We start from the raw sequence: 15,214 nt of genomic DNA, 5'->3' as shown, positions 1-15,214 counted from the left end.
CTCATAAACAAGTGGAATCCAGGTATGTTCAGTCCCTTCAGCATTTTATCAATGAAGACAATTACATAACAGATCTGTTGATAAGAGAAAGAGAATTTGCTTTGATCATACAAAAGGAAATTGACGATTTACCTTCAAAAATGAGAGAAGTATTCATTCTGAGCAGAAATTCAAACCTTTCACACAAGGAAATAGCGGAACAACTTCATCTATCACCTCAAACGGTCTCAAAGCAGATCAGTAACGCCCTGAAAATTCTTAAAGTTAAACTTGGGATTTTTTTTTATTTTTTATAATGCTGATAATCTGATTGTTGTGATTTTTATTCTGTTTATTTAATTTCCATCTACCTGTAAGCCTAGCCCTTAGCTGTCTTAGCTTTTATATAAGGGAAATACCATGCAGGAAGAAGTCCAGGACCTACTAAAAAAATACCTTTCCGGAAATTGCAGCGAAGAACAAAGGGCTTTACTCGAAAGCTGGTATCTAAAGTATGAGCAGGCCGAACGACCTGAAGTGAGTGCGGAAGCAAAAGAAAAACAACTGGATGAAGTATGGCAATTTCTAAATGATCAGCATCTTTCTCCCCATCAGCCAACAAGGCATATTTTATGGCGGATTCTTGCTACAGCTGCTGTACTGCTTATCGTATTGGGTATCGGTTTTTACAGGTATAAAACAACATCACAAATATCCAAAGCCAAACTTCTGGTCAAAACAAAATCTATTCTGCCAGGTCAAAATAAAGCTGTTCTAACCCTATCTGATGGCAGAAGTATTGTATTGGACGAAACCACTGATGGTCGTATTGCAGACCAATCAGGAGTTACCATTACAAAAACCAGACAAGGAGAAATTGTCTATGCTGTAAACAACCATCAGACCAGTCAGGCAATAAACAAGGTCTCTACGCCAAAAGGAGGGCAATATCAGATTCAGTTACCAGATGGGACCAAAGTATGGCTAAATTGTGCCTCTTCTTTGCGTTATCCGGCCAGTTTCTCTGGTTCGGAAAGAAAAGTAGAACTTTCTGGTGAGGCCTATTTCGAGGTCACCAAGAATAAAAACATGCCATTCAAAGTTCTGACGAAAAAACAAGAAGTAAGTGTATTAGGAACCCATTTTAATATTAACGCCTATGAGGAGGAGGAAAGCATAAAAACCACTTTACTCGAAGGAAGTGTGAAGGTAAATGTAGCAGAGTCTAAAAGCTCAGCGCTATTGAAGCCGGGACAGCAATCTGTTTATGAAAAGAACGGCCTGAATGTAGTGAATGCGGATCTTGATGAAGTTATTGCCTGGAAAAATGGATACTTTCTTTTTCAGGATGAAGATATCCGTTCTATTATGAGAAAAGTTGCCCGTTGGTATGACATAGAAGTTGTGTACCAGGGCAATTTGAGTCAGAAGCATATAGGCGGATCGGTATCGAAATCAAAAAACCTGAATGATGTTTTGATGATACTGAAAGAAACCGACGAGTTTAACTTTAAAATAGAGGGAAGGAGGGTTACAGTTATGCCTTAATGCTACAAAGGTCTGTAATTAAAAAGATCAGAGGCGTTTGAGCCACCCCTGATCCATATTGGGTTACAGGCAATCCATTTTTCTATCGAGAGAAGTAAATTATCCATTAACCAGGAAGGGTAGCGGCATGTTCATGCTGTGTCCCAACCAAATCAACCCAAACTAACCAAATGTATGAAATTTTAACTCTTAATTTCTACGGTCACCACCGTATGAAACGTAAAATTCTGTTGACCATGAAACTCACTGTGATACTGCTGTTATCATTTACTTTCCAGGTAGTGGCAAATGGCTTTGCCCAGAATAGAATTACAATGACCGAGAAAAATGTTTCCCTTAAAAAGGTATTAAAGGAAATTAGCAGGCAAAGCGGTTATGATCTTGTTTTTGTCTCGGATGCAGTGCAGTATGCTAAACCCGTTTCGATACAAGTTAAAGAAGCAAGTCTGGAACAGGCACTTGAACTGAGTTTTAAAAATCAACCCTTAGTTGTTTATGATATCAAAGGCAAGGCCGTAATAGTGAAAGACAGAAGGATCAGTACAGACAAAATAGCTCCAGTTTTGGTCGTTCCTGTAGATATTAAAGGAAAAGTGCTGGATGAAACAGGACAAGGGATCCCTGGAGCGAGTATCAAAGTTAAAGGGAGTTCCAAAGGCACAATTACGGATCCCAACGGGCAATTTACCTTAACTGGAATTGATGAAAGTGCAATTTTGCTGGTGTCCTATGTAGGCTATGTGAGCAAAGAAGTGAAGATTACAGGAAAGGGGCCATTAACCATCAGTTTAGCTGCAGAATCCGGACAATTAAATGAGGTTATTGTGGTGGGCTATGGCACCCAAAAGAAAATAAACCTCACCGGATCTGTATCGGTGGTAAAGGGAGAAGATCTGCAGAACAGACCTGTTACAAACGCCACCCAAAGCTTACAAGGTGTGGCACCTGGTTTAAATGTATCTGTTGGCGGGAATACCAAGCCTGGGCAAAGTTTCAATTTAAACATACGCGGAGCAGGAAACCTGAGTGGGGGAGATAGCCCCTTTGTACTTGTAGACGGGCTGGCAATGTCCTTATCCGATGTCAATCCAAATGATATCGAATCCATTTCCGTACTCAAAGATGCGGCAGCTTCGGCAATATATGGTGCAAGAGCTCCTTATGGCGTTATCCTGGTCACCACAAAAAAAGGAACAGCAGACAAGACCACTTTATCCTATGCTAACAATATAGGATTTACCTCCCCGGTTAAATTGCCCGAAATGGCAAACTCTTATGAATTTGCCAAATATTTTAATGCAGCAACATTCAATGCGACCGGAAGTAAACAATATTCTGATGATAAACTGGCCTTACTCCAGCAATATGTGAATAACCCTGCAGGAATGAATATATTCCCCGAGGTAACAGATAACTACTATTCCAATTGGGAAAACTCTGCAAATGGTGTAGCCAATACCAATTGGTTTGATTTTCACTATAAACCCTATGCCATGCGCCAATCGCATAATCTGAGTGCGAGTGGCGGTAACAAAAATACCCAGTACTTTATATCAGGAGCTTACTATAAAGAAGGTGGCAGTTTACGCTATGCAGATATTGACTATAAACGTTATAATCTGAATGCCAGTATCAGTTCCCAGCTCAACAGCTGGATTAAGTTGAAACTAAATACCAAATTTACACAGTCTGATTATGTCTCCCCATTTTCCGGATTCGAATCCCTGTTTTTTCATAATCTGGCCAGGATGCGTCCAAATGTTTCGCCTTATGACCTCAATGGTAACTTTTCTGAAATGTCTATGGTACCTTACCTGCAATCAGGTTCAAAAGATGAGACCAAAAGTTACACACTGGCCATCTTACCAGGACTGGAACTGGAACCCGTAAAAAATTGGAAGATCATGGCGGATTTTAACCTTTTGCGAACCAATACCAATGAGGATATTTTGAAATTGCCCGGACTGATTTACGGTATTGATGGAACACCTAAATATGTCAACCGTTCAGAGTACAATATTCCAATTCTTGGAGGTTATACGAGAAATATGAATGCAACCAATTATTTTTCTCCAAACGTGTATACTTCGTATAGCTACGTTTTAAACAATGACCATACCTTTAATGCTATGTTTGGTTTTCAACAGGAACTTAATGAGTACAGTGCACTTTCCTCATCCGTTCAAGACCTGATCAGCGCTTCCAGGCCTGGACTTTCTCTGGCTACCGGTAGTCAAACTACCCTCGAAAATAGAACACATTGGGGCACCAGAGGTTTTTTTGGCCGACTAAACTATAACTACAAAAATAAATACTTGGTAGAGGTAAACGGTCGGTATGATGGTTCTTCACGTTTTGCAGCAGACAGCCGCTGGGGCTTTTTTCCATCTGTGTCTTTAGGGTATAACCTTGCCGGAGAAGAATTTATGGAGGGCTTAAAAGATCAGATCAGCTTATTGAAGCTCAGAGGATCCTATGGGCTTTTGGGCAATCAATCTGGTGCCGGACTATATTCTTATGCCCAAACTATGAATATTACCGTTCCAGGCCCTTCGGGTGCAGGAGGTCAATGGTATTTTCAAAACGGAAGAGAGGGATATATTGCTGCGCCGGCGCCCTTCAACCCTGGGGTTACCTGGGAAAAAGTCCAGACGGCAAACATTGGTTTGGATTTTGAGGTTTTAAAAAGTCATCTAACGGGAAGCATTGATGTTTTTCAAAGAAGTACCCGCGATATGTTAGGCCCCTCACTTGATATAGCCGACATGTATGGAGGTACACCACCGTTAAGCAATAACGCAAATTTAAGGACCAATGGATGGGAGTTGTCTTTAAGCTGGAGGGATCAGCTGGAAAATGGAATCCGCTATTCAATAGGAGCCATGTTGTCTGATAATAAATCGGTGGTAACTAAATATCAAAATCCAACAAACAGCAATCCATCAAATACCTGGTATGAAGGCAAAAATGTTGGAGAAATTTGGGGATATCGTACCTCTGGATTGATTCAAAATGCAGATCAGGCAACGGCATTTAATAAAATGAACCATTCTTATCTTTCCTCTTTAGCCTGGGTACCTGGAGATGTGAGTTATAGAGATTTAAATGGAGACAACAAGATCGATATTGGAAATAACGTGCTTGGCAATATGGGCGATTTAAGTATTATAGGGAACTCCACTCCTAGATACGCCTATTCCTTTAATGGTGCAGTAGAATGGAAAGGTTTCTCCGTATCGCTTCTTTTCCAGGGCATAGGAAAAATGGATTATGCCCCTAAGCCAGGTGACGTCTATTTTTGGGGTGCAGGTGCATTGGCTCAGGTTACTGTATTTAACCAGCATTTGGATTATTGGACGCCCCAGAATCCAGGAGCCTATTATCCGAACCCTTATGCAGCTCCCGCAGGATCAATCAGTACTTATATCAATAAAACACAGCAGGTTTCAGACCAGTATTTGCAGAATGCAGCTTATCTGAGGCTTAAAAATGCAACGATAAGTTATGCCTTGCCATCCTCTTTGATTAAAAAGATCAGGCTTTCCAAAGTGAATATTTTCGTTACTGGTGAAAACCTGTTTACCGTGACAAAGCTCGCGAAAATGCTGGATCCTGAGACGATTACCGGAGGTGTAGATCCGGGGAAAATCTATCCGTTAAGTAAAGTTTATTCTATTGGAGTTAATGTTGGATTTTAAATGATGATGAAAATGAATACTATAAAAATATTTACCCTTATAGGTATAGCTCTTGGGTTATCGGCTTGTAAAAAGAACTTCCTGGACCTTCAACCCCTGGATTCCCTGAGTACAACCAACAGTCTTTCTTCAACAAATGAATTGAAGATGTACCTGAACCAATTTTATCAGAATACATTTCCAGGCCAGCCCACAGTAGTAGGGGGGAACGGAATCGCCTTTAACGATGCAGGAACAGATAACATGATCTTTTCCTCTGTGAATGCCCGGATCAGTGGCTTATCTTCTCTAAGTGATACTACCTCAATTAGTGAGTACAGAACAATAAGATCGATTAACTATTTTTTCGAAAATTACAGGCATGCAACAGGACAGGCTTCAGAGATCAATAAATATGTCGGGGAAGCCCGTTTTTTCCGGGCTTATGTTTATTTTAACATGGTCAGAAAATATGGAGGCGTTACCTGGGTAAATAAAGTGCTGCCCGCTGATCAGGAAGTTATGGCCGTAAAACGAGACTCCAGAACTTTGGTTGTAGACTCTATCCTCGCCGACCTGGACAAAGCCATAGACCTTCTGCCCGTTGCTTCCAACAGTGCTTCCATGAGGGTTCATAAAGATGTTGCCCTGGCCTTCAAATCCCGGGTTGCCTTGTATGAAGGATCCTGGGAAAAGTACCATAAGGCAAAGAATGATGCCTTTTTTACAAAGGACATTACAGACGATAAAATAAAGACTTATTATGAAAAGGCAAGAGATGCTGCAGCAACTGTAATCAACAGTTCCCGCTGGTCGGTATATTCAACAGGAAAACCCTTAAAAGACTACGGGAACTTGTTTATCACCACAGATCTTTCTGCCAATTCTGAAGTTTTGTTGTGGAAAAAATACAATACCAACGACAATATAGGGCATAGCATTAGCAAATATACTTCAACCGATGGCGCAGACATGGGGCTCACTTTATCTTTGGTGGATGACTATCTGACCAGGGACGGCCGCCCGTTCATCGGTAATGAACGGAAGCAGGCCCAGGCAGTGTATGGCAGAGAACTTAGCCCCGAACTCAGAGATCCACGTTTAGGCCAAACCATTGCTATGCCAGGGCAACCTTTAAAACCAGGGGTCAATGTACCGGCTTACCCACCCATTAACCAAACCGGGTTCAACAGGAGTACTACAGGTTTTCCCTTGTATAAATTCCTGGAATACAACAGCGCGTCTGCTGTTTCCGATGATTTTAAAAGTATGGCCCCTGGAATTGCGTTTAGATACGCCGAAGTATTGTTAAATTATGCGGAGGCTTTGGCGGAACTTGGAGGAGACCCTGTGACTGTTGCCAATGCTTTAAATCCCCTCAGATTAAGAGCGGGTATGCCCTCAGTTGATGTAAACAAAGAATACAATACAGATCCATCTTATCCATTTTATGCTTTAAGCCCGGTTATTCAATGTGTGAGAAGAGAAAGAAGAGTGGAACTTGCTGCAGAAGGGATGCGGTTGGACGACATTTTGCGTTGGGCTGCAGCCGATGTCTTGCTGGCTGGAAAACGGCCTTTGGGAGTATTGTTTGTTGGCAGTGATATGCCAAGTCAAAACACAAGTACCGGTTTCTATGGATCCTCTTTATTGTATTATGATACAGCCCCTTCCGGAAAATCAGTAAATCTATACCTCACCGGAGCCTCGGGTGATGCCCTGCGGTATATTGATCCCTATAAGAACGTATTGCCAAATGGCTATGGTTTTAACCTTGGGAGAGATTATCTATTACCCATTAAACAAAGAATGCTTCAACTGACAGGTGGAAACTGGAGCCAAAATCCAGGATGGTAAAACAAACTAAATTGTATAAAGAAATGCGTATCAATCAAAATATCTTACGGCTGTTGTCATTCATGTTCTGTTTTTTGGTCTTGATTTCCTGTAAAAAACAAGACCTGCCCGCTAAACCAGAAGCATCAGCCTTTTCAGCCGTATTGGAAAGCAATTCAGCGGTCCCCGCTTCAGGAGGAACAGTTAACGTTTTAATCAGTACCAACACAGATGGCTGGTGGGTCAGTAATCTGTCTGCCAGTTGGGCAACCGTTAACCGGACCTATGGTTCCGGGAATTTTAAATTACCCGTAACTTTAAAAGCCAATACTTCAGGAGCCAAAAGAAGTATAAATTTACAGGTGAACCCGACTTTCAATCTTCCGGCAATAACCCTTACTATAAACCAGGATAACTAAAACAGATGAAGAAATTATTTGCATTATTATTGCTTTTCTGCGGATTTGAAACCTATGCCCAGCAAGAAAAGCCCAACGTGATCATTATCATCTCCGATGACCATGCTTACCAGGCCATCAGTGCATATGGAAGTAAGTTGATGCAAACGCCCGGCATTGACCGGATTGCCAAAGAGGGTGTTCGTTTTGACAAAGGTTATGTGACCAATTCCATTTGCGGGCCTAGCCGGGCGGTAATCCTTACCGGAAAGTACAGCCACAAAAACGGCTTTAAAGATAATGAAAACTCCCATTTTGACGGCAGCCAGGATTCCTTTATCAAACAACTTGGAAAAGTCGGATACCAGACCGCCTGGATTGGAAAGTGGCATTTGGAAAGTGAGCCCCAGGGCTTTAGTTACTGGCAGGTGCTGCCCAATCAAGGACAGTATTACAATCCTGATTTTATTATGCAGGATGGAAGCCGGAAAACAGTTGACGGGTATGTTTCCAATGTAATTGAAGATGCCGCTGAAGACTGGCTGGACAAACGGGACCCATCTAAACCTTTTTGTCTGGTAATCGGACATAAAGCAACTCACCGTGTTTGGTTACCGGATACAGCGGATATGGGAATGTTTGACAAAACGACTTTTCCGTTACCACATAATTTTTATGACGATTACCAAGGTAGGGAAGCGGCTAAAGTACAAGACATGAACATTGCCAAAACCATGATCATGGGTTATGACCTGAAAATGTTTGGTTCAGAAGGTGCAGCAGACAAGGATGGTAATATCAAAAGAATGAATGCAGCGCAAAGAGCTAAATTCAATCAATATTACCTGCCTATAGAGGCCGATTTAAAAGCCAGGAACCTTTCTGGTAAAGCCCTTACAGAATGGAAGTATCAGCATTACATGCGAGATTATTTAAGTACCGCTGCCTCCCTGGACAGGAACATCGCGAGAACTCTGGATTACCTGGATAAACATCATCTGGCCAAAAATACCATCGTCATTTACCTATCTGATCAGGGCTTTTACCTGGGCGAACATGGCTGGTTTGATAAACGGTTTATTTATGAAGAATCTTTTCGGACCCCAATGGTGATGCGTTATCCAGGGGTTATAAAGCCAGGTACCGTATCCAATAATTTTGTGATGAACTTAGACATAGCACCTACCATTCTGGATGCTGCGGGAGTTGCTATCCCAGGAGATATGCAAGGTAAATCCATGCTGCCCATATTGAAGGATAAAAAAATTAAAGGCCGTGAATACCTGTATTACCACTATTATGAAAATGGGGAACATTCGGTTTCTCCTCATTTTGGTATCAGAAATAAAAGGTATAAACTCATCCGTTTCTACAAAAGAGTGGAGTCATGGGAGCTTTATGATTTGATGAAAGATCCGAATGAGATCCATAATATATATGGGGAAAAGAACTACCAAAAGATTACTGATCAGATGAAAAAGGAACTCAACAAACAAATTGCACAGTATGATGATCAGGATGCAAAAGAGATAGTAGAGAAGGGAATTTAGAGGAAAATTCTGCACAACTGTTCCAAGACTGATGATATCAGGCAGGCCAAGGGGGGCCTGCAGATCTCTCAGGTCTTTCCACAGCGTACAAGAATTTTCCTTAGCAAACTGCAGAGGGGGGGGAGAAGTTGGCATATCGACCTGTCTCCAACTGGGCTTCTGCATATTTGCTTGAGGTCTTGGTGGGGTCTTGTTGGGATAGAGATACCTTTATCCCAACAAGACCTCAATTAAATATGCACCAGATACGATTCACCTCAGTAAAAAGTTTTTTTAAGTACAACATTATGCGGTAATTTCTTTTCATTTATAGTCAAAAAAGGAAGAGTGCCGTATGAGTAAAAATCCTTATAATTGTTATGTAGTACATGTTTGTTGCGTAACGATTATAAGAATTTTAATTTTATCTCTCCTCCTAAAACTTATGTTAAAAACTAAGCCGTTTAAACTCGTTGTCTTATTATTGTTGATTTCTGCCGGGGCATCTGCCCAGATTAACATCATTCCTGCGCCATTACGTGTCAAGAATGAAACCGGGTATTTCTCCATTACTGAAAGTACAAAAATTCAGAGTATACCTGAATTCAAAGATGTAGCAGAATTATTTGCTGAACAAGCTTCTCTTCCGAACAGAAAGATCATTGCAAGTTCTGTTAAGCCTGCTTTAGCCATTCGGTTTGTTGCAGCTAAGCCCACCGATAGTTTGGGAGAGGAGGGGTATATTCTCAATATAGCGACCAAGGAGGTATCCATAAAAGCGGCGAAACCAAAAGGCGCATTTTATGCCACACAGTCTTTACTACAGTTAATCACGGCTGACCACAAAATTCCATGTGGCCAGGTTTACGATAAACCTCGTTTTAAATACAGGGGCTTACATTTAGATGTTTCCCGAAACTTTTATCCGCTCGCTTTTGTGAAAAGATATATCGACCTCATGGCCAGATATAAACTCAACACTTTTCACTGGCATTTAACCGATGATTCCGGGTGGCGTCTAGAGATCAAAGCTTATCCTCGTTTAACTCAAAATGCAGCGTGGCGGGAGGGTAAAAACTGGAAGGATTGGAGAGCACAGGGCGAAAAATTCAGTGAAGCCGGTAACCCAAATGCCTATGGCGGATTCTACACGCAAGAAGAGGCAAGGGAAGTTGTACAATATGCGGCCAGACGAGGTGTTACTGTAATACCTGAAATTGAAACGCCTGGTCATTCCTATGAGGTATTGTCTGCCTATCCGGAGTTATCTTGCTCCGGTAAGGAAAATAATAAAGAAAGCGATTACAATGTTGCAAAACCCGAGGTATACACTTTTTTACAAAATGTGCTTACCGAGGTAATGGGTATCTTTCCCTCAAAATATATCCACATAGGCGGAGATGAAGCGGGTAAAGCAGCCTGGAAAACAGATCCACTCTGTCTTGCCCTCATGAAAAAAGAAGGATTTACTGATGTGGAGCAGTTGCAAAGTTATTTTGTGAAACGAATAGAAAAGTTTATTGTAAGCAAAGGACGAAAGATAATTGGCTGGGATGAGATTTTACAAGGTGGATTGGCTCCTGAAGCTACAGTAATGAGCTGGCGGGGCGTACAAGGAGGAATAGACGCAGCAAAGATGGGACATGATGTGGTAATGACCCCTGCGGCATTCGTTTATTTTGATTATTACCAGGCCGATCCGAAAACAGAGCCGGAAGCTATAGGCGGTTTTGTTCCTGTAGAAAAAGTGTATAGTTATGAACCAATACCTGCGGAGCTGACTCCTGAACAAGGAAAATTTGTATTGGGCGCACAGGCAAATCTCTGGACAGAATATATTACAACTTCCGAACATGTTGAATATATGGAGTATCCAAGGGCTATAGCCCTGGCAGAAGTTACCTGGAGCAGTAAGCAAAATAGAAACTGGAATGATTTTCAGCGCCGTATGCAAAGTCAGTATGGTTATTTACAGCGCTTAAATGTGAATTATGCCAGGCCGAGCTATCAGGTCACGATAGTTCCGGAGTTTATATACCAAGAGAATAAAGCGGTGGTGAGCATCCTGTCTCAACAAAGCAATGCCACAATTTACTATACAACAGATGGAAGTTTGCCGACCGCCAATTCTAAGCTTTATCAGGGGCCATTTGAAGTTAGAGGCTCTCAAGTGGTTACTGCAGCTGTTTTTGCTAAAAGAGATTTAAAAGGTAAGCCAATAACACTACCTATTGATTTTCATAAAGCTATTGGGAGAAAAGTGATCTATAATCTGCCCTTTAGCAAAAATTACCAGGCAAAAAAGGAAAGTACTTTAACAGATGGGTACAGAGGTGGGATCAGTTACGGCGATGGTATATGGCAGGGTATTGAAACCAATGATCTGGATGTCACCATAGATATGGAGGCATCTGTTGATTTAAATTCTTTGAGTATTGGTTTTATGCAGCTGATCTCTCAGGGAATTTATTTGCCATCGTATGTTAAAGTATTGATTTCGGACAATGGAACAGATTTTAAAGAAGTTGTCTTATTGAATAATGATATACCAGATACAGAAAGCCAGTTACTGACTAAAGATTTTAAATTTGATCTTAAAGGTAAGAAGGCCAGATATGTGCGAATAGTGGCGCAGGATAAGCAAAAGGGGTACCTGTTTGTGGATGAAGTGATTGTATATTAAGAACGTTAATAGTAGGGAGGTGAACTTTTTGGAAAATTCTGTACTGCTGCTTCAAGACTAACGATATCAGGCGGACTGAAGGAGCCCGCAGATCTCTGAGGTCTTTCTGCAGCGTACGAGAATTTCCTTTGCAAATTGCAGAGGGAGGGTGAGTGACCGGGCATGGTGCAGTGGTTCAGGTTGGGTAGGCAGAGGTTATGGAATTGCTCCAATATCAAACGTTTGTGTGGATTTGTCAGGGTTAAAAATACAATGACTTGAATATTCTTCTTTAATTTAAGGTAAATGAAACCTGAATGCATGAAAAATTCATGCACAAGTATGTCTTAAACCAAACAAGAACGATTACATGAACAAGTCAAAATTTTTAAGTTTGATGGTTTTGATGCTGGGGCCAGCAATCCTCAGGGCTCAGAATCTGCCATCCGAACTTCAGACTCCAGAAGTGGTATCCGTAAACCGTATGCCGATGCGGGCGGAGGCTTATGCCTATGAGAACAAGGCGCTCGCGGAGAAAAAGGAAAAAGAAAAGTCTGCTTACTTTATGTCTTTAAATGGATCCTGGAAATTCAATTGGGTACAAGACCCTTCCAAACGCCCGCTTGATTTTTATAAAACAGATTATAATGACGCCGGCTGGAAAGATTTCAAAGTACCCGCCAATTGGGAAACCAATGGCTATGGTCTGCCGATTTATGTGAACCAGCCCTATGAATTTACGGGTCAAAGAAAAAGAGGGGCACGGTTAAATCCACCCTTTGATATTCCGGAAAATAACAACCCGGTAGGATCCTATCGTAAAAAAATTACGATTCCTTCAAACTGGGATGGCCGCCAGATATTCATCCACCTTGGTGCAGTTAAATCTGCTTTTTATATCTGGGTTAATGGCAAGAAAGTAGGCTATAGTGAGGATAGCAAACTCGCTGCGGAATTTGACATTACCAAATATGTGAAACCTGGAGAAAACCTTGTAGCTCTGGAGGTTTATCGCTGGAGCGATGGCAGCTACCTGGAGTGCCAGGATATGTGGCGGATTTCAGGAATAGAAAGGGATGTATATCTCTATTCCACACCTAAACTGGATGTGAATGATTTTAGAGTTAACTCTACTCTTGATCCAAGTTATACAAATGGTCTGCTGGATGTTGAATTAAAGGTAAACAATTACAGGATGGATCAAAATACCAATCATAGCAAAGCAGATGTTTTTTCTGTTGAACTTGAATTGGCGGACGCCAATGGTTCGGTACTTTGGAAAGATGCCTCACCGGCAAAAGAAGTGCTGGGGAATTACCATGCCGAACTCCGTTTTAAGAAAGATATACCTAGTATAAAGGCGTGGTCTGCAGAGATTCCTTATCTGTATACGTTGTATATCATCTTGAAAAACAATAAGAATGAGGTGCTGGAAGTCGTTCCGCAGAAAGTAGGCTTTAGAAGCATTGAAATTAAAGGAAGTGACTTTTTAGTCAACGGTAAACGCATCTTTCTAAAAGGGGTAAACAGACATGAGCACAACGCCACACAAGGACATACTCTTACCCATGCGGATATGCGTAAGGATATGGAAATGATGAAAAAGCTCAATGTAAATGCAGTCAGACATTCGCACTATCCGCCAGATCCTTACTGGATGGAGCTTTGTAATGAATATGGATTGTATGTGATAGACGAGGCCAATATAGAATCTCATGGAAGGGGTTATGACCTTGCTTATACTTTTGCAAACGATAAGCAGTGGCGCAATGCCCATTTTGAACGGATTACCCGCATGTACCAGCGGGATAAAAACAATCCTTCTGTCGTAACCTGGTCTTTAGGAAATGAAGCCGGAAATGGAATCAATATGTATGAGGCTTACGAATGGCTCAAAAAGACCGATGTGACGCGACCGGTACAGTACGAACGTGCAGAGGAAGACTTTAATACAGACATGATTGTTCCCCAATATCCCGATCCGCAATGGTTAGTTCATTATTCAGACAGTAAAGAAACCCGGCCCTTGATCATGAGTGAATTTGCGCATATTATGGGAAATAGTCTGGGGAATTATGATGAATACTGGGAAGCAATTGAAAATCACCCTAAACTTCAGGGAGGCTTTATTTGGGAGTGGATAGACCAGGGCATTGATACGGTGAAAAATGGCAAAAGGATATTGGCTTATGGAGGAGACTTTCCTCTTGAGGGGCCGGTAGATCAGAATTTCAGTGATAACAATTTTTGTGTAAAGGGTGTCGTAACAGCGCACCGTGAACTGACCCCAATGGCTGTACAGGTGAAAAAATCTCACCAGTTCATCAAAACTAAATATTTAGGCGAAGACAAGATCAGCATCAACAACAGCTATTTTTTTAGGAACATCAGTAATGTCCAGCTCAATTGGGAAGTCACTGAAAATGGCCGGATAACAGAAAAGGGAAGTATTTCCAACTTAGATATTGCACCTCGTCAAAGTATTACATTCTCTCTTCCTGTTAAAACAAAGAAACAGGCAGGTAAAGAGTATTTCCTGAACGTACATTACGTACTTAAACAAGCAGAACCATTTCTGGAAAAAGGATATGAAATAGCCTATGATCAGTTCGCACTTCAAACAGCCGAATCTTCCTCTTTAGTTTCTGTACCGTCTAAAAGTGTGTTACAGCTTAACCAGACTGAATCGGCCTATACCATTAAGGGGAAGAACTTCCAGGTTGAATTTGATGCCACGAACGGATTGTTGAAAAACTATGTTTATAAAGGAGATCTCTTATTACAAAATGGGCCGGAACCTGCTTTCTGGCGCGCGCCTACTGATAATGATATCGGTGCCGGATTCAATAAAAATCTGCGTAAATGGCGTTCGGCTTATAGCGAAGGCAAGTTGTTGTCTGCACAGGCTGATTTAAATAAAGATGGAAGTTATACGGTAAGTTTTAGAAAGGAACTTATGGCTGGTGATGCGATTCAGCAGCAGCAGATCACTGTTTATGGAGATGGCACATTAAAAACGGACTTGTATTTTAAAGCCGTTAAAGGAAAATACCCACTTTTATTAAGAGCAGGCACAAATCTGGAACTGGATAAACAATACAGCAACATTAGTTTTTATGGCAGAGGACCGTGGGAAAACTATGCAGACAGGAAAAGTGCTTCTTTGATTGGTGTGTATAACCAAAAGCTCAAAGACCAGTACTTCCCGTATGCCCGCCCTCAGGAAAGCGGCAATAAAACAGACGTTAGGTGGCTGAGCTTAACCAATGCCAGGGGAAGGGGTATTCAAATCCTGCATGAGGATCATATGTTGAGTGTTTCGGCATTGCCTTATAGTCTTGACGATTTAGACCCTGAGCAAGACAAAAAACAATACCATTCGGGAGAGTTGGTGATCAAAGATAAAGCTTATCTCCACATAGACCTAAACCAATCTGGAGTTCAGGGGATAGACAGCTGGGGTTCACAGCCTCTGAAGGAATATAGAATTCCATTTGCAGATTATAATTATAGTTATTGGATCAAACCGATATAGCTAAAATCAGCATTATTCATATCAATAAATCTCTATATCAAGATTTATTG

The 15,214-nt window shown here is 41.4% G+C and carries 8 protein-coding genes; all 8 read left to right on the top strand.

Annotation, left to right across the window (positions count from 1 at the left end):
• The coding region (locus DBR11_RS21575) for a sigma-70 family RNA polymerase sigma factor (RefSeq protein ID WP_146186618.1) at positions 1–296 on the top strand (296 nt) is incomplete at its 5' end.
• 103 nt (positions 297–399) lie between these two features.
• On the top strand, positions 400–1,527 hold the full coding sequence (locus DBR11_RS21570; protein WP_108554688.1) for a FecR family protein: 1,128 nt from the start codon (positions 400–402) through the stop codon (positions 1,525–1,527).
• Positions 1,528–1,739: 212 nt separating this feature from the next.
• Entirely contained in the window at positions 1,740–5,225 is a 3,486-nt protein-coding gene (locus DBR11_RS21565) for a TonB-dependent receptor (RefSeq protein ID WP_199233911.1), read from the top strand.
• A gap of 12 nt (positions 5,226–5,237) precedes the next feature.
• Complete coding sequence (locus DBR11_RS21560) at positions 5,238–7,061, top strand: RagB/SusD family nutrient uptake outer membrane protein (protein ID WP_108554689.1); 1,824 nt, start codon at positions 5,238–5,240, stop codon at positions 7,059–7,061.
• Positions 7,055–7,459, top strand: coding sequence for a BACON domain-containing protein (locus tag DBR11_RS21555; RefSeq protein WP_108554686.1), 405 nt, complete (start codon positions 7,055–7,057; stop codon positions 7,457–7,459). The genes DBR11_RS21560 and DBR11_RS21555 overlap by 7 nt, the downstream gene beginning before the upstream one ends.
• Positions 7,460–7,464: 5 nt before the next feature.
• Complete coding sequence (locus DBR11_RS21550; protein ID WP_108554685.1) at positions 7,465–8,988, top strand: sulfatase; 1,524 nt, start codon at positions 7,465–7,467, stop codon at positions 8,986–8,988.
• A gap of 424 nt (positions 8,989–9,412) precedes the next feature.
• Positions 9,413–11,650: a family 20 glycosylhydrolase gene (locus DBR11_RS21545; RefSeq protein WP_108554684.1), complete on the top strand. Its 2,238-nt coding sequence runs from the start codon at positions 9,413–9,415 to the stop codon at positions 11,648–11,650.
• A gap of 349 nt (positions 11,651–11,999) precedes the next feature.
• Positions 12,000–15,164: a glycoside hydrolase family 2 TIM barrel-domain containing protein gene (locus tag DBR11_RS21540; RefSeq protein WP_199233910.1), complete on the top strand. Its 3,165-nt coding sequence runs from the start codon at positions 12,000–12,002 to the stop codon at positions 15,162–15,164.
• Positions 15,165–15,214 lie beyond the last annotated feature (50 nt).

It is taken from the genome of Pedobacter sp. HMWF019 (genome assembly GCF_003061025.1).
GTDB lineage: Bacteria > Bacteroidota > Bacteroidia > Sphingobacteriales > Sphingobacteriaceae > Pedobacter.
The sequence above is the reverse complement of the archived record's forward strand: the minus strand, read 5'-3'. Positions and strand labels throughout refer to the sequence as shown.

Bases quoted from the DNA above. Each gene is read 5' to 3' on its own strand.
- DBR11_RS21545 (WP_108554684.1), top strand. From the start codon at position 9,413: ATGTTAAAAACTAAGCCGTTTAAACTCGTTGTCTTATTATTGTTGATT.
- DBR11_RS21555 (WP_108554686.1), top strand. From the start codon at position 7,055: ATGGTAAAACAAACTAAATTGTATAAAGAAATGCGTATCAATCAAAAT.
- DBR11_RS21565 (WP_199233911.1), top strand. From the start codon at position 1,740: ATGAAACGTAAAATTCTGTTGACCATGAAACTCACTGTGATACTGCTG.
- DBR11_RS21560 (WP_108554689.1), top strand. From the start codon at position 5,238: ATGAATACTATAAAAATATTTACCCTTATAGGTATAGCTCTTGGGTTA.
- DBR11_RS21550 (WP_108554685.1), top strand. From the start codon at position 7,465: ATGAAGAAATTATTTGCATTATTATTGCTTTTCTGCGGATTTGAAACC.
- DBR11_RS21570 (WP_108554688.1), top strand. From the start codon at position 400: ATGCAGGAAGAAGTCCAGGACCTACTAAAAAAATACCTTTCCGGAAAT.
- DBR11_RS21540 (WP_199233910.1), top strand. From the start codon at position 12,000: ATGAACAAGTCAAAATTTTTAAGTTTGATGGTTTTGATGCTGGGGCCA.